The organism is Sphingomonas sp. IBVSS2, assembly GCF_002127225.1.
Classification (GTDB): domain Bacteria; phylum Pseudomonadota; class Alphaproteobacteria; order Sphingomonadales; family Sphingomonadaceae; genus Sphingomonas.
Window position 1 is genome coordinate 991,221 of sequence record NZ_NFUR01000001.1, and the last position, 23,479, is coordinate 1,014,699.

A 23,479-nucleotide genomic window follows, 5' to 3' on the forward strand; every position below is an offset into this window, starting at 1 on the left:
CCGGGGTCCCAGGCCGATACGCACGGCCTCACCGCACGAGATCCCGCCCCGGACCGGGTCCGGGGCCGGATGACGGCCTAGTTGTTAGCCCTTGAGCACTTCCACAAGGGTCGAGCCCAGCTCGGACGGGCTGGCCGCGACGCGGATGCCCGCTTCTTCCATCTTCGCGATCTTTTCCTCGGCACCGCCCTGGCCGCCCGAGACGATGGCGCCGGCATGGCCCATGCGGCGGCCCGGAGGCGCCGTACGGCCCGCGATGAAGCCGGCCATCGGCTTCTTGCGGCCGCGCTTGGCCTCATCGATCAGGAACTGGGCGGCTTCCTCTTCGGCCGAGCCGCCGATCTCGCCGATCATGATCATCGACTGGGTCGCTTCGTCCGCCAGGAACAGCTCGAGCACGTCGATGAAGTTGGTGCCGTTGACGGGATCGCCGCCGATGCCCACCGCGGTGGTCTGGCCCAGGCCGGCATTGGTGGTCTGGAACACCGCCTCATAGGTGAGGGTGCCCGAGCGCGAGACGACGCCGACCGAGCCCTTCGAGAAGATCGAGCCCGGCATGATGCCGATCTTGCACTCGCCCGGGGTGAGCAGGCCGGGGCAGTTCGGGCCGATCAGGCGCGACTTGGAGCCGGACAGGGCGCGCTTCACCTTGACCATGTCGAGCACCGGAATGCCCTCGGTGATGCAGACGATCAGCGGAACCTCGGCATCGATCGCTTCCAGGATCGAGTCGGCGGCGAAGGGCGGCGGCACATAGATGACCGAGGCGTCGGCGCCGGTCTTGGTGACGGCTTCGGCGACGGTGTCGAACACGGGCAGGCCGATATGCTCGGTGCCGCCCTTGCCGGGCGTCACGCCGCCGACCATCTGCGTCCCATAGGCGAGCGCCTGCTGGGTATGGAAGGTGCCGGTCTCACCCGTCATCCCCTGGGTGATGACCTTGGTATTCTTGTTGATGAGGATGCTCACCGATTACTGTCCTTCTCTAGAATCTGTGCCGACAGGTGGACCGGCTGCGGTCCGCCGCTTGTAGTGGGGGCAGTGAAATTGATGCGGGTGCCGGCGGCGGCACTCCAATAGCCGTCGGCGAAGGTCTTCTTGACGACGAGCTTGCCCGGGGTGCCGAATGCGGCGCTCAGCGCGCCCGGCACGTCCGTCGCCGCAGCGAAATCGGGCAGCGAGACGACGAGGTTGCACTGGGTGCCCGCCGCCTTGAACGGGCCATAGGGACCGGTGGTGACATAGGCACGGCTGGTGATCGCGATCGCGCGCTTCTTCAGGCCGGCATCGTCGCCGGTGAAGACCGAGAGCGACGCCGAACGGCCCCGCCACTGCGCGACCCGCGCTTCCGGCTGCTTGCCCTCGGCCGGGAAGACCGCGTCGGCGGGGGCGAGCGCCAGCGAAGAGGCAGCGGCGCGCGCACCGGCCCCGGCGGGATCCGGCAGGCAGAGGCGCTGGAACTCGGCGACGATCTCCGCCGCGTTCGTCGTTGCGGGCCCGGCGAGTCCGCTGCCGAGCGCGCTCGCGCCGCCGACGACCAGGGGCCGGCCGCTATCGTCTGTCAGCGTGACCGACTGGGCGCGGGCCGGCATCGTCAACCCCGAAGCGCCGAGCGCGGCGAGGCCGGCGATCCGCGGCAGGTGGTGCAAGGCGACGCTCAAGCGCATGCGCTCACTGCCCCGCCTTGGCGTCGAGCGGGGAGGAGCGCAGCACGACCCAGCCGCCAAAGGCGGCGGCGGTCAGGCGAACGCTGTCATGCGGGGCGGTGGCGACCGAGGCGCCGAGCGCGCTCGCGGTCGGGCGCGCGGTCAACGGCACGGTCTCCTCGTTCGGCAGGACGAGCTTGCGTGCCGCGAAATAATCTTCGTCGGACAGCGCGTGCCACAGCACGATGCAGCTGTCGCCGATCGGCGTGCCGCTGGGCTGGGCGGTGGGCGGCATGAGATAGAGCTGGCCGCCGGCGATGCGATAGATGGGGTTGCCGACCTGGCCGGCGAGGGGGGCGGGCAGCTTCTCGGCCTCGCCGCGTGTCGCGACGGTGCTCGCGCCGAGCGCGCGCTGGGCGGCGGCGGGGAGCGCCGCAAAAGTCATCGACTCGGCGACGCTCTTGTTGAGCCGCACCGCGCCGCTGACGCAGGCGGCCTGGAACAGCGGCACCGGCTCGGCCGGCGCGGTGGGCGTTGCCTCCTGCGCGGCGGCGGGTAGGGCGGCGCCAAGGCCAAGAACGAACAGCGCGATCCGCTTCATCTCATTCTCCCAGCCATCGTCGTTCGAGCGCACCTCGCGACGCGGTTTCGGCCGCGATCCCCTTGCGGGTCACGGCCGACAACGGCAGCGCGAGCGAGCGCTTCAGCATATCAGGCGAGCGAGCCGTCGATCGCCTTGCAGGCGACCAGCAGTTCCTTCACCGCGTCGACCGAGACCGTCAGATTGGCCTTGGCCTCGTCGGTCAGGCTGATCTCGATGATCTTCTCGACGCCGTCCTTGCCGATGATGATCGGCACGCCGACATACAGGTCGTCGACGCCGTACTGGCCGGTCAGGTGCGCGGCGGCCGGAAGGACGCGCTTCTTGTCGTAGAGATAGCTCTCGGCCATCGCGATCGCCGAGGTGGCCGGGGCGTAGAAGGCCGAGCCGGTCTTGAGCAGGCCGACGATCTCGCCGCCGCCCGAACGGGTGCGCTGCACGATCGCGTCGATGCGCTCCTTGGTCGAGAAGCCCATCGCGATCAGGTCGCTGACCGGGATGCCCGACACGGTCGAATATTCGAGGACCGGGACCATGGTGTCGCCGTGCCCGCCGAGCACGAAGCTGTTCACGTCCTTGACCGAGACCTGGAATTCCTCGGCGAGGAAGTGGCTGAAGCGGGCCGAGTCGAGTACGCCGGCCATGCCGACCACCTTGGTGTGCGGCAGCCCCGAGAATTCGCGCAGCGCCCAGACCATCGCGTCGAGCGGGTTGGTGATGCAGATCACGAACGCGTCGGGCGCGTTGGCGGCGATGCCCTCGCCCACGGCCTTCATGACCTTGAGGTTGATGCCGAGCAGGTCGTCGCGGCTCATGCCCGGCTTGCGGGCGACGCCGGCGGTCACGATGATCACATCGGCGCCCGCAATGTCCGCATAGTCGTTCGAGCCGGTGATCCTGGCATCGAAGCCTTCGACCGGGCCGCACTGGCTCAGGTCGAGCGCCTTGCCCTGGGGCACGCCCTCGACCACGTCGAACAGGACGATGTCGCCCAGGCCCTTGAGTGCGGCGAGGTGGGCGAGCGTACCGCCGATGTTGCCGGCGCCGATCAGCGCGATCTTCTTGCGGGCCATGGAAACTCCCTATGGGTCTGGTTCAACCGGACACAGACGCGCGTACCGGCGCGCCGGTGAAAGCGACGGCGGCTTAGGCCTATAATAGGAGAGTCGCAACCCATGAAAACCGTGGGTGCGGGATTATCTTTGCAACTAATTCGCAAGTGCAATAAAGGGTTTACGCTTCGTCGCCGGCATCGACATAGCGCCGTTCGCCGGTGGCGGGATTGAACCAGATGGTCACGAGCCGCCCGGTCTCTTCATCGCGGAAGCGCTCGGTGGTGGGGTGCCAGCCGGCCGGGTCGACCGGGCCGTCGGCGCCGCGATAATGGAAGCGTTCGAACAGGGTGCCGAGCAGCAGCACGCCGGCCATGGCCAGCATCGGCCAGGCGGCGGCGTCCAGCAAGGTCATCGCGGCCGCCGCGACGAACCACAGGACCGCCACGATCGTCACGACCAGGCGGAGCATCGGGATCAGTCCAGCGGAGCCGGATCGAGCACCACCGCGGTGCCATAGGCGACGACTTCGTTCATCGCCTGTGCGATCTCGCCCGAATCGAAGCGCATCATCACGATCGCATTGGCGCCCATCGCGTGCGCGTTGGCCACCATCCGGTCGATCGCGTGGCGGCGGGCATCCTCCACCAGCCGGGTATATTCGGGGATCTCGCCGCCGACGATCGAGCGCAGCGAGGCGCTGATATTGCCGCCGATGCCGCGGCTGCGGACGACGACGCCGAACACCTGGCCCAGGGTGCGGACCACGCTATGGCCCGGGATATTCTCGGTGGTGGTGACGATCATGGTTCCATCCCTTGAGTCGTTGCCCGCATCCTGCCGGTGTGCGGATGGATTGCCAAGCGCCGCGCCGTGCTGATAGCTCTCTGCCCCGAGCTAGGGGGTGGGATGCACGGAAAGATCGATTTCTCGGTGCTCAAGGTGACGGTGGCGACGTCCGCCGCGCTGCTCGCGAGCGGCTGCGGCGGCGGGTCGCTGGTCGCGAACCAGCCCACCCGGATGTGTGTCGACGCTGCCGGCCGCCGCATCGCCGATGCGAATTGCGGCGGCGCCCGTGGCGGCGGCCTGGGCGGTGGCCATGCCTATTATGTCGGCCGCGGCCAGCGGGTGCCCGAAATGGGAGAGGTCGCCAGGGGCGGCTCCACCCGGCCCAGCGCCGGCGTCTCCTATTCGAACGTGAGCAGGGGCTCGGTCTCGCGCGGAGGCTTCGGGCGCTCGGCCGGTTTCCATGGCGGCTTCGGAGGCGGCTGATGCGACGCACCCCGGTCGCCCCGCGGCCGGACTGGCAGGCGCGGGTCGAGGCGCTGGGCCTCGTCTGGCACAGCCTGGACGGACGCCCCTATTGGGACGAAAGCGCTTGCTATCGCTTCGAACGCCGGGAAATCGACGAGATCGAGGCGGCGACCGCCGAGCTCTATCGGTTGTTCCTGGCGGCGGGCGAGCATGTCCTCGCCAACGACCTGCTCGGCAGCTTCGGCATCCCCGAGCCGGCCTGGGCCGCGATCCGGCGGGCCTGGGACGAAGAGCCGCCCGCGCTCAACTTCGGCCGTTTCGATCTCGGCTATGCCGGCGACGGCCCGCCCAGGCTGTTCGAGTTCAATTGCGACACGCCGACCAGCCTGATCGAGGCCGCAGTGATCCAATGGGACTGGAAGGAAGCCGTTTTCCCCGCGCTGGACCAGTATAATAGTCTGCACGAGCGGCTGGTCGACCAATGGCGGGACATCGCGCCGCTGCTGCCGGGCGGGCACGTGCATTTCGCCCATGTCGCGGACGATGCGGGCGAAGACACGGTCACCATCGCCTATCTGCGCGACACGGCACAGGCGGCCGGGCTCGCCACCACGGCGATCCGCATGGAGGATATCGGGTGGAGCCATGACGCGCGGCGCTTCGTCGACCTCCGGGACCAGGTGATCGAGAACTGCCTCCATCTCTATCCCTGGGAATGGCTGCTCGCCGAGGAGTTCGCGCCCGCATTGCTCGAGAGCCTGGGCGGCACGCGCTGGATCGAGCCGATCTGGAAGATGATCTGGAGCAACAAGGCGATCCTGCCGGTGCTCTGGGAGCTGTTTCCCGGCCATCCCAACCTGCTCCCCGCCAGCCGCCGCCGGCTGCCCGGCGGCGACCAGGTCGCCAAGCCGCCGCTCGGGCGCGAGGGCGCGAACGTCTCGATCCTGCGCGGCGGCGAAGTCGTCGCCGAAACCGGCGGGCGCTATGACGAGAGCGGCTGGATCTATCAGGCGCTCTATCCCCTGCGCGACTTTGGCAGCGGCTATCCGGTGATCGGCGCGTGGATCGTCGACGGCGCGCCGGCCGGCATGGGCATCCGCGAGGATGGCCTCATCACCGGCAACACCGCACGCTTCGTGCCGCACGTGATCGAGGGCTGAGCGCTCAACCCTGTTCCGAAAGGTCCTGATAGAGCATCAGGGCATTGCCGTCGGGATCGTAGAAGGTGAGCAGCCGGACCATGCCGGGGATCTCCTGCGCCGGCCCGTCCTGGCGCACGCCGGCGGCATCGAGCGCCGCCTTGGCCGCGTCGAGATCGACCACGCCGAAAGTGAGCGTGGCGCCGCCGCCCTGGATCACCTTCTCGACCTGGGCGAGGCCGACGGTAACGCGCGCCACCGGGCTCTCGAACTCGCACCAGGCGATCTCGTCCATCCGGTAGAGAAGGTTCATGCCCAGCACGTCGCGATACCAGGCGATGCCGGCATCGAGATCGCTGACATTGATCGCGCAGGTCAGGCCGCCGTCAAAGCCGATGGCGGCGCGGGCAGGGGCTTCGAGCGTGGTTGCCATATCGATTCTCCGACTCTTGAGTTCCATTTATATAGTCGATATGAATTTGATCATGGAGTCAATGCCCCCCGGACCCGTGCCGCTGCTGCGCATGCTCGAGGCCAATCGCTGGGCGATCCCGGTGCTGGCGCTGCTGCATCGCGAGCAGGGTTCGCGCTTCGCGGTGATCGCGCGGGCGTTCGACTTGCCGCACAACAGCCTGGCGCGGTGCCTCGCCCATCTGAAGGCGTGCGGCTGGGTGGTGCCCAATCCCGGCCATGGCCACCCGCTGCGCCCCGAATATGTGCTGACCGAGGCCGGGCTGGCGGTGGGGGCGTTGTGCGCGCGGATCGCGGCGGCGCAATCGCGGCTGAAGCTGGGGGCGGGCGACCTGCCGCGCTGGTCGCTGCCGCTGGTCGTCGGACTGGGTCCGGACTGGGCCCGCTTCGGCGAGATCCAGGCGCGCCTCGCCCCGGTGACGCCGCGTGCGCTGTCGACCACGCTCAAGGCCGTGATCGACGAGGCATTGGTGCAGCGGAAGCTCGAGGATCGCTATCCGCCGCTGCCGCTCTACGCACTCACGGGCAAGGGCGCGGATTTCGCGGCGGCAATGGCCGGATAGGGTTCAGGGAGGAGGATCAGCGTTCCGCCTTCTCCCGTTTCGCATAATCCTCGGCCAGCACCGCGAAGGCCAGTTTGCGCTGGCCGGTCTCGGAGATCAGGCCCTTGCGGTTCCAGCCTTGCTGATAGACCGGGTGCTGTCGGCGCGGCGAGCGGAAGTCCTTGAGGATCCAGGGGCTCAGCCCTTGCAGGAACGGCACCTTGGCCGCCATTTCGAGCGTGCGGCGATAATATTCGGCCTGATATTCCTCGCTGAACTTGTGCGGGGCGGCGGCGGCGTCGTGATAGCCATACAGCGCATCGGCGCCGAATTCGGAGAAGATCAGCGGCTTGGCGACCGGGCTTTGCCATTCGAAGCTCGGGAGCGCGGCGAGCGGGTCGTCCGAATACCAGCCATTATAGGTGTTGATCGCCATCACATCGAGATCGCCCACCAGCGGATCGTCGATCCGCATCACCTTGCCCTGGCGCGCGCTGAGCAGGGCGGCAGTGACCAGCCGGCTGTCGTCCAATGCGCGGACGTCGCCGATCAGCGTGCGCAGAAAGGCGTTGCGGGCGTCGCTCACCGGCGTCTCGTTGGCGACGCTCCACAGCACGATCGCCGCGCGGTTGCGGTCGCGGCGGATATTCTCGGCGATCATCCGGCGCGCGGTCGCCAGCGTATCGGCATCACTCCAGGCGACGCGCCAATAGACGGGCACTTCGCTCCACACCAGCAGCCCCATCGCGTCGGCGAGGCGCGTGGTACCCTCATCGTGCGGATAATGCGCCAGGCGCACGAAATTGCCATGGAGCCCCTGCTTGATCTCGGCGAACAGCGCGCGGGCGGCGGCGGGGCTCATCGCGCGCACCGGAGCCTTGCCCAGTTCCTCCTCGTGCATGGAGATGCCGCGCAGGAAGATCGGCTTGCCGTTGAGCAGGATCCTGTCGCCCCGCACTTCGATCGTGCGGAAGCCGATCCGGTCGGTGAAGCGGTCCGCGCCGGCGGTGATCTCGACGTCGTAAAGCGTCGGGCTGTCGGGCGACCAGCGCTGGAGGGTGCGCGGGGCAGCGAGGCTGGCAGTCCAATTGCCGTCGCCATCGGTGCGTCCCTCGAGCGCGGCGCCGAGCGCGGGGATGGCCAGGCGGATCGGCGCGTCCGCGGCCCGGGGGCCGAGCAGGCGGGCGGAAACCGCGATGCGGCCGTCCTTGCCCAGCCGCACGAACGCGTCGTCGACGAACGTCTCGGGCACGGTGACCAGGCGAATCGAGCGGGTGATGCCGCCATAGGTCTCCCAGTCGGTGACGGGCGGGGGCACGTCCTTGTCGGTCCGCGCGGAATCGACGCCCAGCGTGATCTGGTTGCTGCCGGGGCGCAGCAGCGCGGTCACGTCGAAGGCGAACGGCGTGAAGGCGCCGACATGCTTGCCCACCGGCTTGCCGTTGAGGAAGACGCTGGCGGCATAGTCGGCGCTGCCGAAGCGGAGATATACGCGCTTGCCCGGGCCGGCCGGCTGCCAGTCGAAGGTCCGCTGATACCAGACCAGTCCCTGATAATAGCGCATCTCGGGCGCATGGCCGATCCAGCTGCCGGGCAGGTGCGTGACCGGCGAGCGCTGCATGTCGAACTCGAACAATGCTGTGGGGCGTTTCTCGGCTTCGTCGGCCTGGATCCTGTCCTGGAAGCGCGCGGTGCTCTCGCCCGGCGGGCCGCCATGGAAGCCGGCGACGCCGTCGCGATAGGGGTCGACCGACCAGTGCCAGGCGCCGTCGAGGCTCTGGCCCGGGCGCATATCGGCGGCGGCCAGGGTCTGGGCGGAAGCGGTAAACGGTGTCAGCGCCAGTGCGAGCGCGCACCATGATGTGAGGGTCGGCTTCAACTTACTCTCCCTGGGGTGCGCCGCCCGGATGCGTGCCCGGGCGCTGCGGAATGACGAGGATCAGCACGAGGATCGCCGCGGCGAGCACCGCCGATGCAAGCGGGCGGCTGAAGTCGAGCCCGCCCTTGGCGAGTGGCTTGTCGAGGAAGTCGCCCACCGTCGCGCCGAGCGGCCGGGTGAGGATGAAGGCGGCCCAGAACAGCGCGACGCGGCTCGTCCGGGTGCGGTAATAGAGCAATGCCAGCCCCGCGAGTGCGCCGCCGAACAGCATCGCGCCGCCGGCATAGCCGAGCCCGCCATCATCCGCCGCCCAGTCGCCAAGGGCGGTGCCGAGCGTCTGCGAGAAAGTGATGGTCAGCCAGTAGAAGCCCTCGGCCCGGGGCGAGCGCACCGTGTCCACCGAGACCGATCCCAGCACCGCGTGCCACAGGCCCAGCGCGCCGAGCACGCAGGCGAGCAGCAGGGCCGAGCCGCCGGTATAGCCGATGCCCAGCGAGCGCGTGGCGAAATCGGCCATGGTGGTGCCCGCCGTCGTCGAGGCGATGATCGTAGCCCAGTAGAGGAAAGGGTGGAAGCGCCTGGCCGCGATCTGCCAGGCGACGAGCAGGACCAGCGGAACGACGAAGATCGCGGTGCTGGCGAGATAGCCCATCTGCCAGGTCATCGAGACGGTGTCGCCGCCCGTCTCGCCAAGCGTGGTGGCGAGGATCTTGATGATCCAGAAGCCCAGGGTGACCGCGGGCACCTTGGTGACGAAGTCGCGCTGATCCCGAGTCATGTGCCGTCTCCGCTGGCCGGAGTCGGCAGCCTATCGTTCGCCGTGGCCCTCCGCCAGATAGGCATCCGAACGCATTTCCATCAGGCGGGAGACGGTGCGGTCGAACTCGAAGCGGCCGTCGCCCGCCTCGTAGAGATGCTGCGGCTCGGCATCGGCGGCGGCGAGCAGCTTGACCTTGTGCTCGTAGAGCGCGTCGATCAGCGTGACGAAGCGCGCCGCCTCGTTGCGGTTCTCGGGCCCCAGCCTGGGGATGCCGACCAGGATCACGGTGTGGAAGCGCCGGGCGATGGCGAGATAGTCGGCCGCGCCGCGCGCCTCGCCGCACAGCCGCTTGAACGAGAAGACCGCGACGCCCTTCAGGCATTTCGGCACGTGCAGCTCGCGCCCGCCCTGCACCGGCAGCTCGCAGGCCGGCACGTGCGCGGCATCCTCGACCGGATAGTCGGTCAGGCGGAAAAAGGCCGCGGAGAGCTGCTTCGTCGCGTCCGGGCCATTGGGCACCAGCCAAGTGTCCATCCGCCCGAGCCGGTCGAGCCGGTAATCCGTGGGCCCGTTGAGCGCGAGCACGTCCATCCGCGTCTCGATCAGCTCGATGAAGGGGATGAACAACTCGCGGTTCAATCCGTCCTTGTAGAGGTCGCGCGGCGGGCGGTTCGACGTCGCGACCATGGTGAGGCCGTGCCCCATCATCTCGGTGAACAGGCGCGAGAGGATCATCGCGTCGGCGGGATTGTTCACCACCATCTCGTCAAAGGCGAGCAGGCGCACGTCCTCGGCCATCGCATCGGCGACCTTCACCACCGGATCGCGCGTGTCCTTCTTGCGCTCCTCGTTCAGCCGCTCATGCACTTCGAGCATGAACTCGTGGAAATGGACGCGGCGCTTCCGGCGGATGTTCACGCTCTCGTAGAACAGGTCCATCAGCATCGACTTGCCGCGGCCGACGCTGCCCCAGATATAGAGCCCGCGCGGCGGCTCGGGCAGGCGGCCGAGCGCGCGCCACAGGATACTGCCCTTCTTCGGTACCGCCTCCAGCTCGCCGGCGAGCCGGTGCAGCCGCTCGGCGGCGATCGCCTGTTCGGGATCGGGGCGAAGCTCGCCAGCCTTCACCAGCGCGCGATAGCGTTCGATCACGCCGGTCATTTTTCCTCCCCGCCGCTCCCGTACGGGCAGGGGGCCGGGAATCGCGGGCGATTTCCGGCGTGGCTCTGGGTCCTCGTTCCTGCGGGGATGGGGGAGGAAAGCGTCATGCGGGGGGCGAACTCTTGCGGATGGTGCCGAGGAAGCTGGCGATGGTCGCCTCGCCTTGCCGTATCACGCCGCGCATGAAAAGCATGCGCCCGGTTTCGCGCAGCAATTCGATCTCGGCAACGATCGGCCGGCCGATCGTGCTGGTGCCGATGAACTGGGCAGAGAGATCGAGCGTCACCGCGCCGCCCGCGGAGATCATGCCGAAGCTGCGCGCCGCCGCGAACAATGCCACGTCCATGAAGGCGAGCAGCGCGCCGCCATGGGTGGAATCGCGCAGATTGGAATGCTCGCGCCCCGGCACCATCCGGACCAGCGCCTTGCCATCCTCGATCCGCGTCAGGATCGGGCCGAGAAATGCATTGAAGCGCGTCGGATCGGGTAGTTCCCAGCGCTTCCAGCCGGGATGATCGGCAGCATCTTCATGGATGAAATCGGATTCCGGATCAGAAATCATGTCGATGTTTATCCATTATGGACTGATCCGAGGTGCATTTCTTCAGGATGTCATCATTCACTACAAGAATAGATGCCGAGATTCGAAGATATGAATCTCATTCAGCACTTCCGCTGAAAAGGAGAAAGCAATGAAGAAAGTCATCCTGGCGATCTCGCTTCTCGTTGCAGGTTCTGCCGTCGCTGCGCCTCCCGCGCCATTTTATCGTTGGGCGAGCAAGTTGAACGGGTTCATCACTTGCGCGCAAACTTCGCCCGGAAGCGGGTGGGTGCTGGCAAGCCCGACGCCGTATCGCGATGCGGGTTGCCGGACCCCTTACTGACGCTGCAGCCACAATCCCCGACGGCGGGGTTCGGCCGCGTGCCGGACCCCGTTGGGGCGTTCCCATCCCTTACAGCGTGCGCTCGGCTTCCATCTTCTTGATCTCGGCGATCGCCTTGCCCGGGTTCAGGCCCTTGGGGCAGACGTTCGCGCAGTTCATGATCGTGTGGCAGCGATAGAGGCGGAAGGGATCCTCGAGCTCGTCGAGGCGCTCGCCGGTCATCTCGTCGCGCGAATCGGCCAGCCAGCGATAGGCCTGGAGCAGGATCGCCGGGCCCAGGAACTTGTCGCTGTTCCACCAGTAGCTCGGGCACGAAGTCGAGCAGCAGGCGCACAGGATGCACTCGTACAGGCCGTCGAGCTTCTCGCGCTGCTCGGGGCTCTGGAGCCGTTCCTTGCCCGAGGGCGTGGTCGACACGGTCTGCAGCCACGGCTTGATCGAGGCATATTGCGCGTAGAAGTGCGTGAAGTCGGGCACCAGGTCCTTGATCACGTCCATGTGCGGCAGCGGCGTGATGCGGATCTCGCCCTTGATATCCTCGATCGCGGTGGTGCAGGCGAGGCCGTTGCGCCCATCCATGTTCATCGCGCACGAGCCGCAAATGCCCTCGCGACAGGAGCGGCGGAACGTGAGCGTCGAGTCCTGCTCGGACTTGATCTTGATCAGCGCGTCGAGGACCATCGGGCCGCATTCGTCGAGGTCGATCTCGAAACTGTCGTAGCGCGGATTCTCGCCCGTGTCGGGATCGTAGCGGTAGATCTTGAACTTCTTGACGTTCGTCGCGCCCGGATCCGCCTTGTGCTCCCGGCCCTTGGTGGAGATGCGGCTGTTCTTGGGAAGGCGGAATTGGGCCATCGAGGGGGTTCCTTATGCTTGGGCGCGCGATAGCCAATCGCGCTGCGCCGCTCAACCTCTCAGATGATGTCGAGCACCAGGCCCAGCGAGCGCGCCTCCTCCGCCGCGATATACCAGCCGGCCGGCGCGCGGGCCCGGAGCTCCTCGAAGGGCAGGCGCGAGCCCGCCACGAGCGCGCGGAAGCCTTCTTCCTCGATCCGCGCCGATTCCTCGATTTCGTGCAGCATGGCCTTCAGGCTGGCGGCGCAGCTCTCGAGCGGGCCGGAAAGCGCCACATTGCGAGTGAGGATGCGCTGGCGGAGCATCAGCCGGGTGCCGCGCGTGAGGAAGCGCTTGTCGGCGGGGAAGGCGGCCATGAAGGCGGTGCCGGCCGAATGGACCGCGACCTTGCCGAGGAAGAGCGTTTCGCGCCCCGAATATTCGCGCAGCAGCCGGATCTCGTCGCCCATCAGCCGCGCGATTTCGGGATCGCCGCCCGGTGTCGAGAGCGAGACGACGAGCGCACCCTGTTTCGGTGCGGCGCCAAGCTGCGCGCGGAAGCTGGCGTACATCGCCTGGTCGACCGGGCCGGACAGCGCGACGTGCGGGCGGGCGAGCAGCGGGTAGCACGTCGCCTGGGTGCCGTCGTCGGGCAGGGGCTCCGGTTCGTGCGTGCCGGCGATTGCCGCGAGCACTTCGGGTTCGGGGACGGGCGGGAGCGCGGCGGCGGCGGCCGGCCGCGGCGCGAGCGTGCGGCGCCGTGCCTCGCGTCGCTCCACCCAGCGGCGGACCAGGAACGCGAAGCCGAAGGTGATCAGCAGGCCGAGGCCGAGCTGCAGCAGCCGGTTGCGGAAGCCGCCCGGAAGCGCCTTCTGGATCGCCGCGGGGATCTGGTGCTCCAGATCGCCCGGGATCAATCGCTCCAGAAGGGTCTCCTGCTCGGCCATCTCATCCGCCGGCCTTGAGCGCGTCGGTCGCCGGGCGGCCCACGGGCGACGTGTCGGTCTGGGGCATGCGCGCCTCGAGCGGCGCCAGCCAGGTCGCGACATGATCGCCGATCGCCACCTGCGGGTTGGAGGGCGGCACCCGCGCCGCGCCCTCCCATTCGCCGATCATCATCCGCGCCGCGTCCGACGCCTTTTCGAGCGGCTGGTTCTTGCGCAGCGCATGGTTGATCATCGCGTCGCCGAAGAAGGTCCAGTCATTGTCGGCCTGGCAGCCGAAGCTCGGCCGGTCGGAGGAGGCGGCGGTGAACAATGCGGTGTCGGGGCTGGAGAGTGGCCCCACGAAGATGCCCGAATAGCAGGCCGACAGGATCAGCACGCGATTCCGGATGCCGAGTTCGTCGAGCAGCGCCTGGAGCCGCTTGGGGCTGAGGACGCCATAGCCCTCGTCGCCGTCATGATAGGCGATGCCGACCTTGGCGCCGTGGCTGGTGGTGTAGAGGACGAGGACGTCCTGCTCCTTGTCCATCACTTCGGCGACCCGGGCGAGCGCGAGCGTGAGGCTGGTCAGCGAGCCGTTCGGCAATTCGCTCGGCATGGTGCCGGTGCTGCCGGCGAGCACGATGGTGCGCCCGGCGGCATCGAAGCGGCGCGAGAGCACCTTGCCCGCCTCGCGCGCCTCGCGCCCGAACACCGGATCGCTGTCGAGCGCGACCGAGACGACATAGGCGTCGACCAGTGCCTTGCGCTGCGGCTGGAGCGCGGCGAGCGCGACGTTCAGCTTGCGGGCATCGGCGAGCATTGCCCTGGCCGATCGCCCGCGCTGCAGTTCGGGGCCGGGATCGAGCCCCTCGATGCCATCGCTGCCCGAGACCATCCCGGGCCATTCCGCCTTGTGCTCCGGCGCGCGATACTGGGCGGCGGCGGGCGTGACGGCGAGCGCGGCAGCCGCCGCGAGGATGGCGAACGCGATACGCATGGCAGGCCCGAACCCCCCGGAAATCGTTAACGCCTCACTCTCGCGGGTGCGGGAGCGGTGTCAAGCGGGGACGGAAATCCCGGCCCGCTGCCGCATTTGGGGATCGATGCTCCCTAATGCCAGACCGCGCTGAGCGGATAGAGCAGGATGAGCCAGGCGAGGCATCCGATCGCGATCCGCCGATCCCGCGCCAGGATGGCGAGCAGGGAGACGGGGAAGAAGGACCAGGTGCACACCAGCAACCGGGGGGACAGCATGCCGTTCGTGCCCAGCAGCGCGATGGTCGTGGTCATCAGCGCGACGTTGCAGAGCAGGACGGCGCCCATCACCTTGCGATAGTGCTTGTCGAAATAGCTGTTCAGGTCGCCCCATTCGTCGAAATCCTCGGGGAAGATCAACGAGGCCGCGACATAATAGACGGCGGTCACCAGGAAGCCGCAGAACATCACCGCCCAGTTGAGCGGCAGCAGCTCGCGCAGCGTCCAGCCATACATCCAGAAGGACACGACGTCGCACGAGACGAAGATGCCGAGCAGCATCGTCGCCCAGCCGATCCGCACCTTGTGGCTGGCCTTGAGCGCGCGGCTGAGCCCGCCCAGCCCCTCGGCCAGCGCCAGCCCGAGCAGCAAGCCGAAGAAACTGAAGATGAATTCGAATGCGCTCATGTGGTTATTCCCCCGACCAGGCTCCACTGTCGCGGTGACGAGAGGGGTGTCAAGCGCACGGCACGGCGATGCGGGTCGTCATTCCCCGAAGTGCATTCGGCGATGGCAGTTCGGGCACAGGGCTATCGCATTGGCGACGGTATCGTCTCCGCCCGAGGCCAATGTTTCCTTATGATGGACCTCCAGATAGGGCGATCCATCCGATTTCCGTGAGAAAGGTGCGGGGTTCCCACAACGCTCGCAGCGCCCGTTCGCGCGCGCCAGTACTTCCGCGACCACATCCGGATTGCGCCGGAAAGCGATCGTTTTGACGACATAGACCTGAGGTTGCTTTTGCGCCTGTGTGAGCCGCTTCCGGCGTTCCTCGTTCGGGAGCGCTTCGGATTCTCGTATCAGATCTTCGAAGCGCGGCCCGGTCTGCCGGCTTTCGATCTCGTTGCAAACAGTCTCGATCCGGTTCAGGCGGCCGTTGCCCAGCGCGTTGTAATATTCGATATGCGCCCGCACCGAGCGTAGCGCAGTTGCCATGGCCGAGGCGCCGAAATCGACCTCGATATGCTCGAGATAATATCTGATCGAGTAGGCGCTGAGCGTGCGGTGAAAGGCCTTGCCGGTCAGCATCTGGCGGAGGTTTCGAATCTGGTCCGATGCCGAAGCGGGATTCATGTCCCGCGTCGTGACCAGTTCGGCAACGCCTTCCGCTTCCGCCAATTCCCCGAAAATCACGCGCTTGGCTACGGCGTAGGCTTCTGCCGTATCCTCAGGCGTGATCTTCTTTCGAGGCATCGAGCGGGCTTAGTACACCCGCTTCTTCGGCTTGATGTACTCGATCTCGTCGGTGAGCGTGTAGTCGTGCACCGGGCGGTAATCGATGCTCGTGGCGCCGCCCTTGCCGCCCCAGCCATCGAAGGTGGCGACGGTGTGCTTCATCCAGTTCTTGTCGTCGCGCTCGGGGAAGTCCTCGTGCATGTGGGCGCCGCGGCTTTCCTTGCGGTTGGCGGCGCACTCGATGGTGACGACGGCCTGGCCGATCAGGTTGTCGAGCTCGAGCGTCTCCACCAGGTCGGTGTTCCAGATCAGCGAGCGGTCCTGGATGCCCACGTCCTGGAAGCCCTTGTAGACGTCCCGCATGTAGCCAACGCCCTCGGCGAGCAGCGCGCTGTCGCGGAACACCGCGCAGTGGCGCTGCATCGTCTTCTGCATGTCGGCACGGACCTCGGCGGTCGGGCGCGAACCCTTGGCGTTGCGGAAGTGATCGAGGCGGCCGAGCGCGAACTCCTCCGAGCCCTTGGGCAGCTCGTTGTGCTTCATGCCGGGCTTGAGCAGCTCCTTGAGGCGGAGACCGGTCGCGCGGCCGAACACGACCAGGTCGATCAGCGAGTTGGAGCCGAGGCGGTTGGCGCCGTGGACCGACACGCAGGCCGCCTCGCCGACCGCGAACAGGCCGGGGATCACCGCGTCCGGATCGCCGTCCTTGTTGTGGACGACCTCGCCATGATAATTGGTCGGGATGCCGCCCATGTTGTAATGGACGGTCGGCACCACCGGCAGCGGCTGGCGGGTCAGGTCGACGCCGGCGAAGATCTTGCCGGTCTCGGTGATGCCGGGCAGCCGCTCGTGCAGGATCTTCGGGTCGATATGGTTGAGGTGAAGGAAGATGTGATCCTTCTCCTTGCCGACGCCGCGGCCCTCGCGGATCTCCATCGCCATCGAGCGCGCGACGACGTCGCGGCTGGCGAGGTCCTTGGCCGAGGGGGCGTAGCGCTCCATGAAGCGCTCGCCCTCGGAGTTGGTGAGATAGCCGCCCTCGCCGCGCGCGCCCTCGGTGATCAGCACGCCGGCGCCGTAGATGCCGGTCGGGTGGAATTGGACGAACTCCATGTCCTGCAGCGCGATGCCCGCGCGCAGCGCCATGCCGTTGCCGTCGCCGGTGCAGGTGTGCGCCGACGTCGCCGACTGGTAGACGCGGCCGCCGCCGCCGGTGGCGAGGACGACGGCGTGGCTGCGGAAGCGATGGATCGAGCCGTCTTCCATGCACAAGGCGATCACGCCGCGGCAGGCGCCATTCTCCATGATCAGGTCGAGCGCGAAATATTCGACGTAGAAGTCCGCGTCGTATTTCAGGCTCTGCTGATAGAGCGCGTGGAGCATGGCGTGGCCGGTGCGATCGGCCGCGGCGCAGGTGCGCTGCACCGGCGGGCCTTCGCCCATGTTCTGCATGTGGCCGCCGAACGGGCGCTGGTAGATCGTGCCATTGTCGTTGCGGCTGAACGGCACGCCGGCATGCTCGAGCTCGTACACCGCCTGCGGCGCTTCGCGGACCATATATTCGATCGCGTCCTGGTCGCCGAGCCAGTCCGAGCCCTTGACGGTGTCGAACATGTGCCACGACCAGTGATCGGGCGTGTTGTTGCCCAGGCTGGCTGCGATGCCGCCCTGCGCCGCCACGGTGTGCGAGCGGGTCGGGAACACCTTGGTGATGCAGGCGGTCTTGAGGCCCGCCTCGGCGCAGCCCATGGTGGCGCGCAGGCCCGAGCCGCCGGCGCCGACCACCACCGCGTCATAGGTGTGGTCGATGATCTTGTACGCGCCAGAAGAATTGTTTGGCATCAGAGCGCTGCTCCCGCCGTGAAGGCGATCTTGAGGATCGAGAAGATGGCGGTGGTGCCCGTCGCCAGCGTGAAGAAGTTGAGCAGCACCATCAGCACGATGTGCGTCTCGTCGTGCTGATAGTCCTCGATCACCACCTGCAGGCCGAGGCGGAAGTGATAGAATGTGGTGAGGACCAGCAGGATCAGCGGCACGGCGACCTGGGTCTGGGCGATCCAGTGGCGCGCGGTCTCGAAGTCATAGGCCGGCAGCAACGCGATGCTGAGCACGAACCACAAGGTCAGGATCAGGTTGGCGCCGGCGGTGAGCCGCTGGTGCCACCAGTGATGCGCGCCTTCATGCGCCGAGCCGAGGCCGCGGACCTTGCCGATGCTGGTGCCGTTACCCATTGGTCTTCCCCCAGATGATATAGGCCCAGAAGGCCGCGGTGAGGAGAACCGCGGCGACATAGGCCAGCGTCGCGGTGGTCTTGTTGGCCTTGAGCTCGAAATTGGCGCCCTGGTCGAGGAACAGGTGGCGGATGCCCGAGCTCATGTGCTGGAAGAAGGACAGGGTCAGGCCGATGCCGAAGACATAGCCGGCGATGTTGAGCGCGCCGGACTTGACCGTGAACAGGTCGAGGAACGCCGCATAGGCCACGGGCCCCGAGGCGAGGGCGACCAGCCACCAGACGAACAGGATCGTCCCGACGGTCGCCATGCCCGTGCCGGTGACGCGGTGGGTGATGGAGACCGCCATGGAGGGGCCCCACTTCCAGATCGACAGATGCGGCGACATGGGTCGCGCTTCGTTGCGCACATTGGCCAAGATTATGTCCTTCCTCGGTCGGTGCCGTCTCCTTAATCCCGGCGCCGCCGGATGCAAGCTGGCATGCACGACGGCCGGCTTGGCTAACCCCGCCTTAACCACTTCACCGGCATATCCCGGGGCAAGTGGCCGATCGTCCCGCGGCCGCAAAGGGGACAAGTTTCGTGACCAACGCCGTTTCGCTTGAGGATCTGCCGGTACCGGGCTCCACGGCCGCCCGCATCGACGTGCGCGCCCGGCTTCGCATCTTCGATTTCGAGGGCTCGCTCGCGGCTTCGGGCCGTGCCGCCTGGGAAGCGCTGGAGCCGGAGATTCGCGCGGTTTCGGAGGCCTATTGGCAGCAATGGCTGCGCTGCTTCGCCGACGAGCGCAGCTGGGCGCCCGACGATACGCAGAAGATGATCGATCTCGGCGTCGTCTTCCTCAGGAACCGCTTTCTGGACGCCGAGGGCCGGCCCTGGATCGAGTCGATCGAGCGCTCGGTCGCGGCGGCCTATGCCGCGAACGTGCCGCCGATGGCGCTGCTCTCGATGATCAGCGCAAGCGACCGGGTGGCGCTCGAGATCCTGATCCGCCGCGTCGGCACCGAGGACCGGCGACTCGCCGGCCTGATCGACACGCTGATGCGCCTCTCCGCGCTCGAAGGCGACATCACGGTCGAGATCTACAACATGTACCGCGAGCACAGCGCCCAGGCGGCGCGCGACCGGCTTGCGGAGGATTTCCGCGATTCGATCGGCGGCACCGTCCAGCGCGCCTCGCGCGAGGGCGAGCAGCTCCGCGTCCAGGCCAGCCATACTTCCGCTTCGGCGCGTGGGATGCTGGGCAAGGCGTCGGAAGTGGCGGCGGCGGCGGAACAGTCTGCGGTGGCGATGCGCGAGGCGGCGCAGACGGCGGCCGGGCTGATCCGGGCGATCGAGGATGCGCGGATGGAAGTGGAAGCAGCGGCGGGGATCGCGACGCGGGCGTCGTCGCAGGCGACCGACGCGGTGGGGATGAGCGAGGCGCTGAGCGACCATGCCAAGTCGATCGAATCGATCCTGGGGCTGATCCGCGACATTGCCGGGCAGACGAACCTGCTGGCGCTGAATGCGACGATCGAGGCGGCGCGTGCGGGCGATGCCGGTCGCGGATTCGCGGTGGTGGCGCAGGAAGTGAAGAGCCTGGCGAACCAGACGGCGCGGGCGACGGACGACATCGCGGCGAAGATCGCGGCGATCCAGTCGGCGACGAAGAGCACGGTGGAGACCAACGCCTCGATCCGTTCGACGGTGAGCGAGGTGCAGGAAAGCGCCAATCGCATCCGCAGCGCGATGGAAGTGCAGGCGCAGACCGTCACCGCGATCACCGCGGCCGTGGACGAGACCGCGCTTGCCGCCGACTCCATGTCCGCCACCATCGGCGCTATCCGCGAGGATACCAAGTCGGTCACCCACGAGATCGACACGCTCCAGAAGGACGTGGCCGAAGTCGACGACCGTCTCCACAAGCTGCGTGCCGCCGCGGACAGTTTCTCCAGCAGCGTCGCTGCCTGAAGCGCTTCGTCATTCCCGCGAAGGCAGGGCTCCAGAGGCAAGCAGGACAGCACTTGCTACTCTGGTCCTCCGCCTTCGCGGGGATGACGGGGACAGGGCGAAGCGCTAGGCAGGCGCATGGCCACCCACATCCTCCTCACCGGGGCAAGCCGCGGCATCGGCGCCGCGATCGCCGAGAGCTTCAAGAACGACGCGGTTCGCCTGATCGGGCAGGGCACCAGGAGCGGCATCCCCGCCGATTTCGCCGATCCGGCGGCGCCCAGGGCCCTGTGGGACCAGGCGCTCGATGCGCTGGGCGGGCGGATCGACGTGCTCATCAACAATGCCGGGGTGTTCGAGAGCAATCCGCTCGACATCGAGCATGACGACTGGGTGGCGAACTGGGAGCGGACGATGCGGATCAACCTCACCGCTTCGGCCGAGCTCTGCCGCCTCGCCATCTGCCACTGGCAGGCCGGGGGGCGGCCCGGGCGCATCGTCAACATGGCGAGCCGCGCCGCCTATCGCGGCGACAGCCCGGCGCACTGGCACTATGCCGCGTCCAAGGCGGGCATGGTCGGCATGACCAAGAGCATCGCCCGGGGCTATGCGCGCAGCGGCATCCTCGCCTTCGCGGTCTGCCCGGGCTTCACCATGACCGGCATGGCCGACGACTATCTCGCCAGCCGCGGCGGCGAGAAGCTGCTCGCCGACATCCCGCTCGGCCGGGTGGCGGATGCCGACGAAGTGGCCGTGCTCGCCCGTTTCTGTGCGCTGGCCGCGCCGCCCTCGATGACCGGGGCAGTGCTCGACATCAACGGGGCGAGCTATGTCCGATAGTCCCGGGCCCCGGCTCCCCCTGGCCGCGCGCCCGCCCTTCGTCGGCGGCCTCCTCGTCGGCGCGCTGGCCGTGGTCGGGGCGGGCATCGTGATCCTGGCGGCGGTCCTGATCGGCGGCGCGATGTTCATGCGGGGGCGGGGCAATGCCGATGCCCCGGCGCAGGTCGAGGCCAAGGCTGCCAAGGACGTGTTCGCCGTCGCCGCGGTCAATCCGCTGCACGGAACCAACGTGCTGGAGATCGTGATCGCCACCGATTCCTCGATCCGGCGCGGCGATGCCGGCTCCTATTCGGGCGGTGGCGCACCGGACGAACGCAACGTGATCCTGCTCGACAAGGCGAGCGGTGCCAGCCGCAAGCTGCTGCCGGACAATGGCCGCCGGATCGTCTCCCGCGATTATCTGCCGGCGATGGCGGGTGCCGGGGAGGAAGGCGTGGACACGCAGAAGGCTCCGCTCGCTTATTATGTGTTCCGCGTCCGCACCGTCGACGGCACGCGTCAGGATGTGCTGGTCGGCGACCTCGCCACCGGGCGCCAAGCCTATCTGCTTGCCGGGATAGACGGGATCGACAAGGCCTGGATGCAGAGCCCGACCCGCCTCGCGCTGCTGATGCGCCAGGGCCGCAAGCTGCAATATCGCGCGATCGAGATCCCCGATCTCAAGGTGGTCGTCGCGCGCCCCGTGGAGATCGATTGATGTCGAGCTGGAAGCTCATCCTGCCCTGCACCCGCGCCGAAGCTGAGGCGATCGATGCCGATGACGAGGCATTGTTCGGCATCGAGCCGATGCCCGTGCTGCTGACCAGCGAACGGATCGAGGACGATCCCGACCATTGGCAGCTCGAGGCCTTTTTCGAATCGAAGCCCAACAGTGCCGCGCTCGACGCGGTGCGCGCCCTGGTGCCGAGCGCGAAGGGGGTGAAGGCGGTCGCCGAGAAGATCCGCGACGCCGACTGGGTGACGCTCAGCCAGGCCGGGATCGAGCCGGTCCATGCCGGCCGCTTCTACGTCCATACCGCTACCAACAAGGGCAAGGTGCCCGCAGGCGCCACGGCTTTCCGCATCGATGCCGGCCTCGCCTTCGGCACCGGCACGCACGCGACCACTTCGGGCTGCCTGCTCGCGCTCGACCGGCTGAAGCGGGAGGGCAAGCGCTTCGAGAACGTCCTCGATCTCGGCACCGGCACCGGTCTGCTCGCCTTCGCGGCGCTGCATCTCTGGCCGCGCGCCTATGCCACGGCGTCGGATATCGATGCGCGCGCGGTCGCGGTCACTGCAGAGAATGCCGAGCTCAACGGCATCGGGCTGGGCGGCGGGCAGGGCGCATTGGCGCTGGCCGCCGCGGCGGGCGTCGAGCATCCGCTGCTGATCGGCCGCGCGCCCTATGACCTGGTCATCGCCAACATCCTTGCCGGCCCGCTGGTCGAACTGGCGCCGAGCATCGGCGCGGTGCTGGCCGAGGGGGGGACGTTGATCCTGGCGGGGCTGCTGGTAGGGCAGGCCGAGACGGTGGCCCAGGCCTATCGCCGCCAGGGCCTGCGCCTGGTCCACCGCGCCGATCGCGGCGACTGGCCGACGCTGACGCTGGCGAAGCGGGTGCGCTACGGGACGGAACGGGTAACGCGGATGAGCCGCGGCAAGGGCGAGGCGCCGGGGTTCGGGAGCTGGTAGGGTCGGGAGGCCAAGCCAAGGCCGTTCCCCGCCATCGCCACTTCCGGCTCCTTCACTGTCATCCCTTCTAGCTCCCCTCCCTGGAAGGGAGGGGCTGGGGGTGGGTTGCGTCCAGGCGTACCGCCAACGCCCTGCTTATCCTCGCCGTGACGCGTGCATCCACCCACCCCTAACCCCTCCCTTCCAGGGAGGGGAACAGGTGCGGCACAAATCACTTGAGATGGAAAACCATATAGGTTGTAGAACCCGCCATCCTCCGGCTGCCACCGGCAGACCGGGCCAGCTGCACTTCCGGCGTATGCCCCTTCCCCCGCTCGCGGGGAGAAGGAGAGAAGCACCGGGCTGAGACCCTATTGCTTCGACCGCGCATATTCCTGGGTGCCGCGGGTGACCACGTCGTCCCCCGGCAGGATCTCGGCGATCGGGATGTCCGGCTGGCGGAGGATCTCGTCATAGAGCGGCGCGAAATCGGTCTCCACCGTGGCGCGCAGCAGCTCGGCATAGCTCGGGATGACGAAATAATTCTGCTGGAAGTCGTCGATCCGATAATCGGTGCGCATCACGCGCTTCAGGTCGAAGCCGATGCGGTTGGGGCTGTCGCTCTCCAGCGCGAACACGCTTTCGGCGAAGGAGGAGACGATCCCCGCGCCATAGATGCGCAGGTCGCCGTCCTCGCGGACCAGCCCGAACTCCACCGTGTACCAGTAGAGCCGGCCGAGCTGCTTCAGCGCGCCCAGCTCGAGCGCCCGGTTGCCGCCGCGGCCATAGGCTTCGAGATAGTCGGCGAACACCGGATCGGCGAGCATCGGCACATGGCCGAACACGTCGTGAAAGACGTCGGGCTCCTGGATATAGTCGAGCTGGTCGGGCCGGCGGATGAAGTTGCCGGCGACGAAGCGGCGATTGGCCATGTGATCGAAGAACACGTCGTCGGGCACCAGCCCCGGCACCGCGACCACTTGCCAGCCGGTGAGCTTCATCAGCCGCTCGCTCAGCTCCTCGAAGTTCGGAATGCCCGATTCGGACAGGCGCAGCGCGTCGAGGCCCTGCAGATAGGCCTTGCTCGCCCGGCCCGGCAGCAGCTTCGCCTGGCGCGCATAGAGCCTGTCCCAGGTCGCGTGTTCTTCGGCCGTATAGGCCTGCCAGTTCTGCGGGATCGTCCAGTCGGCCGATGCGCCCTCGGGGGGGCGATCGAGCACATGCGTGTCTTGAGCCATGAAAATAGC

General features: G+C 67.7%; 28 protein-coding genes. 8 read left to right on the forward strand and 20 right to left on the reverse strand.

Translation table 11 applies throughout. The features are described 5' to 3' along the window. Positions 1-84 precede the first annotated feature (84 nt). The 6 genes from sucD to CAP40_RS04840 all read right to left on the reverse strand — a co-directional run bounded on the left by sucD (position 85) and on the right by CAP40_RS04840 (position 4,106). Positions 85-969 carry a succinate--CoA ligase subunit alpha gene (gene sucD, locus CAP40_RS04815; RefSeq protein ID WP_086128165.1) on the reverse strand — a complete coding sequence of 295 codons (885 nt, stop codon included), beginning with the start codon at positions 967-969 and terminating at the stop codon, positions 85-87. Continuing rightward, positions 966-1,661 (reverse strand): hypothetical protein, encoded by a 696-nt coding sequence (locus tag CAP40_RS04820; protein ID WP_086128166.1) that lies wholly within the window; start codon positions 1,659-1,661, stop codon positions 966-968. Before CAP40_RS04820 ends, sucD begins: the two co-directional genes overlap by 4 nt. A 10-nt stretch (positions 1,662-1,671) precedes the next feature. Next, positions 1,672-2,247 (reverse strand): hypothetical protein, encoded by a 576-nt coding sequence (locus CAP40_RS04825; RefSeq protein ID WP_144034224.1) that lies wholly within the window; start codon positions 2,245-2,247, stop codon positions 1,672-1,674. 110 nt (positions 2,248-2,357) lie between these two features. Beyond that, positions 2,358-3,320, reverse strand: a complete 963-nt coding sequence (gene mdh, locus CAP40_RS04830; protein WP_086128168.1) for a malate dehydrogenase — start codon at positions 3,318-3,320, stop codon at positions 2,358-2,360. 160 nt (positions 3,321-3,480) lie between these two features. Further along, positions 3,481-3,771, reverse strand: a complete 291-nt coding sequence (locus CAP40_RS04835; RefSeq protein ID WP_086128169.1) for a hypothetical protein — start codon at positions 3,769-3,771, stop codon at positions 3,481-3,483. Between the two features lie 5 nt (positions 3,772-3,776). Continuing rightward, positions 3,777-4,106 (reverse strand): YbjQ family protein, encoded by a 330-nt coding sequence (locus tag CAP40_RS04840; protein WP_086128170.1) that lies wholly within the window; start codon positions 4,104-4,106, stop codon positions 3,777-3,779. A gap of 102 nt (positions 4,107-4,208) precedes the next feature. On the opposite strand from CAP40_RS04840, the gene CAP40_RS04845 reads away from it, so the two are divergent. Continuing rightward, the gene (locus CAP40_RS04845) at positions 4,209-4,571 is read left to right on the forward strand and encodes a hypothetical protein (protein ID WP_086128171.1); all 363 of its coding nucleotides are present in this window, start codon (positions 4,209-4,211) and stop codon (positions 4,569-4,571) included. Beyond that, positions 4,571-5,713, forward strand: coding sequence for a glutathionylspermidine synthase family protein (locus CAP40_RS04850; RefSeq protein WP_086128172.1), 1,143 nt, complete (start codon positions 4,571-4,573; stop codon positions 5,711-5,713). Before CAP40_RS04845 ends, CAP40_RS04850 begins: the two co-directional genes overlap by 1 nt. A gap of 4 nt (positions 5,714-5,717) precedes the next feature. Here the strand turns inward: CAP40_RS04850 and CAP40_RS04855 are convergent, their stop codons facing one another. Then, positions 5,718-6,125 carry a VOC family protein gene (locus CAP40_RS04855; protein ID WP_179187907.1) on the reverse strand — a complete coding sequence of 136 codons (408 nt, stop codon included), beginning with the start codon at positions 6,123-6,125 and terminating at the stop codon, positions 5,718-5,720. 61 nt (positions 6,126-6,186) lie between these two features. Between CAP40_RS04855 and CAP40_RS04860 the strand changes: the two genes are divergently transcribed. Continuing rightward, positions 6,187-6,726 carry a winged helix-turn-helix transcriptional regulator gene (locus tag CAP40_RS04860; RefSeq protein ID WP_179187909.1) on the forward strand — a complete coding sequence of 180 codons (540 nt, stop codon included), beginning with the start codon at positions 6,187-6,189 and terminating at the stop codon, positions 6,724-6,726. Positions 6,727-6,742: 16 nt separating this feature from the next. Here the strand turns inward: CAP40_RS04860 and CAP40_RS04865 are convergent, their stop codons facing one another. From CAP40_RS04865 to CAP40_RS04880, 4 genes are all read right to left on the reverse strand, one after another. Beyond that, positions 6,743-8,584 carry a glycoside hydrolase family 2 protein gene (locus tag CAP40_RS04865; protein ID WP_256924017.1) on the reverse strand — a complete coding sequence of 614 codons (1,842 nt, stop codon included), beginning with the start codon at positions 8,582-8,584 and terminating at the stop codon, positions 6,743-6,745. Position 8,585: 1 nt separating this feature from the next. Further along, a complete protein-coding gene (locus CAP40_RS04870) occupies positions 8,586-9,362 on the reverse strand; it encodes a hypothetical protein (protein ID WP_086128176.1) in 777 nt (258 codons plus the stop codon). Between the two features lie 30 nt (positions 9,363-9,392). Next, positions 9,393-10,505 (reverse strand): cell division protein ZapE, encoded by a 1,113-nt coding sequence (gene zapE / locus CAP40_RS04875; RefSeq protein ID WP_086128177.1) that lies wholly within the window; start codon positions 10,503-10,505, stop codon positions 9,393-9,395. Positions 10,506-10,608: 103 nt separating this feature from the next. Continuing rightward, positions 10,609-11,067, reverse strand: coding sequence for a PaaI family thioesterase (locus CAP40_RS04880; protein WP_086128178.1), 459 nt, complete (start codon positions 11,065-11,067; stop codon positions 10,609-10,611). Between the two features lie 130 nt (positions 11,068-11,197). Here CAP40_RS04880 and CAP40_RS04885 point away from each other — a divergent pair, with 130 nt between their 5' ends. After that, complete coding sequence (locus CAP40_RS04885) at positions 11,198-11,389, forward strand: hypothetical protein (RefSeq protein ID WP_086128179.1); 192 nt, start codon at positions 11,198-11,200, stop codon at positions 11,387-11,389. A gap of 69 nt (positions 11,390-11,458) precedes the next feature. Here the strand turns inward: CAP40_RS04885 and CAP40_RS04890 are convergent, their stop codons facing one another. The 8 genes from CAP40_RS04890 to sdhC form a co-directional block, all read right to left on the reverse strand. Beyond that, entirely contained in the window at positions 11,459-12,244 is a 786-nt protein-coding gene (locus CAP40_RS04890) for a succinate dehydrogenase iron-sulfur subunit (RefSeq protein ID WP_086128180.1), read from the reverse strand. A gap of 59 nt (positions 12,245-12,303) precedes the next feature. Then, entirely contained in the window at positions 12,304-13,170 is an 867-nt protein-coding gene (locus CAP40_RS04895) for an ATP-dependent Clp protease proteolytic subunit (protein WP_144034225.1), read from the reverse strand. 1 nt (position 13,171) lies between these two features. Then, a complete protein-coding gene (locus tag CAP40_RS04900) occupies positions 13,172-14,146 on the reverse strand; it encodes a C13 family peptidase (RefSeq protein WP_086128181.1) in 975 nt (324 codons plus the stop codon). A 113-nt stretch (positions 14,147-14,259) separates the two neighbouring features. After that, positions 14,260-14,811: a hypothetical protein gene (locus CAP40_RS04905; RefSeq protein ID WP_086128182.1), complete on the reverse strand. Its 552-nt coding sequence runs from the start codon at positions 14,809-14,811 to the stop codon at positions 14,260-14,262. Positions 14,812-14,889: 78 nt separating this feature from the next. Continuing rightward, positions 14,890-15,597 (reverse strand): HNH endonuclease signature motif containing protein, encoded by a 708-nt coding sequence (locus CAP40_RS20725; protein ID WP_256924018.1) that lies wholly within the window; start codon positions 15,595-15,597, stop codon positions 14,890-14,892. Between the two features lie 9 nt (positions 15,598-15,606). Further along, positions 15,607-17,421 (reverse strand): succinate dehydrogenase flavoprotein subunit, encoded by a 1,815-nt coding sequence (gene sdhA, locus CAP40_RS04915; RefSeq protein WP_086128183.1) that lies wholly within the window; start codon positions 17,419-17,421, stop codon positions 15,607-15,609. Further along, positions 17,421-17,810, reverse strand: a complete 390-nt coding sequence (sdhD, locus tag CAP40_RS04920) for a succinate dehydrogenase, hydrophobic membrane anchor protein (RefSeq protein ID WP_086128184.1) — start codon at positions 17,808-17,810, stop codon at positions 17,421-17,423. Before sdhD ends, sdhA begins: the two co-directional genes overlap by 1 nt. Beyond that, positions 17,803-18,228 carry a succinate dehydrogenase, cytochrome b556 subunit gene (sdhC, locus tag CAP40_RS04925; protein WP_086128185.1) on the reverse strand — a complete coding sequence of 142 codons (426 nt, stop codon included), beginning with the start codon at positions 18,226-18,228 and terminating at the stop codon, positions 17,803-17,805. The genes sdhD and sdhC overlap by 8 nt, the downstream gene beginning before the upstream one ends. 191 nt (positions 18,229-18,419) lie before the next feature. On the opposite strand from sdhC, the gene CAP40_RS04930 reads away from it, so the two are divergent. The 4 genes from CAP40_RS04930 to CAP40_RS04945 all read left to right on the forward strand — a co-directional run bounded on the left by CAP40_RS04930 (position 18,420) and on the right by CAP40_RS04945 (position 22,253). Next, entirely contained in the window at positions 18,420-19,763 is a 1,344-nt protein-coding gene (locus CAP40_RS04930; RefSeq protein WP_086128471.1) for a methyl-accepting chemotaxis protein, read from the forward strand. Between the two features lie 117 nt (positions 19,764-19,880). Then, on the forward strand, positions 19,881-20,582 hold the full coding sequence (locus CAP40_RS04935; protein ID WP_086128186.1) for an SDR family NAD(P)-dependent oxidoreductase: 702 nt from the start codon (positions 19,881-19,883) through the stop codon (positions 20,580-20,582). Beyond that, a complete protein-coding gene (locus CAP40_RS04940; RefSeq protein WP_086128187.1) occupies positions 20,572-21,279 on the forward strand; it encodes a hypothetical protein in 708 nt (235 codons plus the stop codon). Before CAP40_RS04935 ends, CAP40_RS04940 begins: the two co-directional genes overlap by 11 nt. Continuing rightward, the gene (locus tag CAP40_RS04945; protein WP_086128188.1) at positions 21,279-22,253 is read left to right on the forward strand and encodes a 50S ribosomal protein L11 methyltransferase; all 975 of its coding nucleotides are present in this window, start codon (positions 21,279-21,281) and stop codon (positions 22,251-22,253) included. The genes CAP40_RS04940 and CAP40_RS04945 overlap by 1 nt, the downstream gene beginning before the upstream one ends. 350 nt (positions 22,254-22,603) lie before the next feature. Here CAP40_RS04945 and phhA read toward each other — a convergent pair whose 3' ends face one another. Continuing rightward, entirely contained in the window at positions 22,604-23,470 is an 867-nt protein-coding gene (gene phhA / locus CAP40_RS04950; RefSeq protein ID WP_086128189.1) for a phenylalanine 4-monooxygenase, read from the reverse strand. Positions 23,471-23,479: the final 9 nt, after the last annotated feature.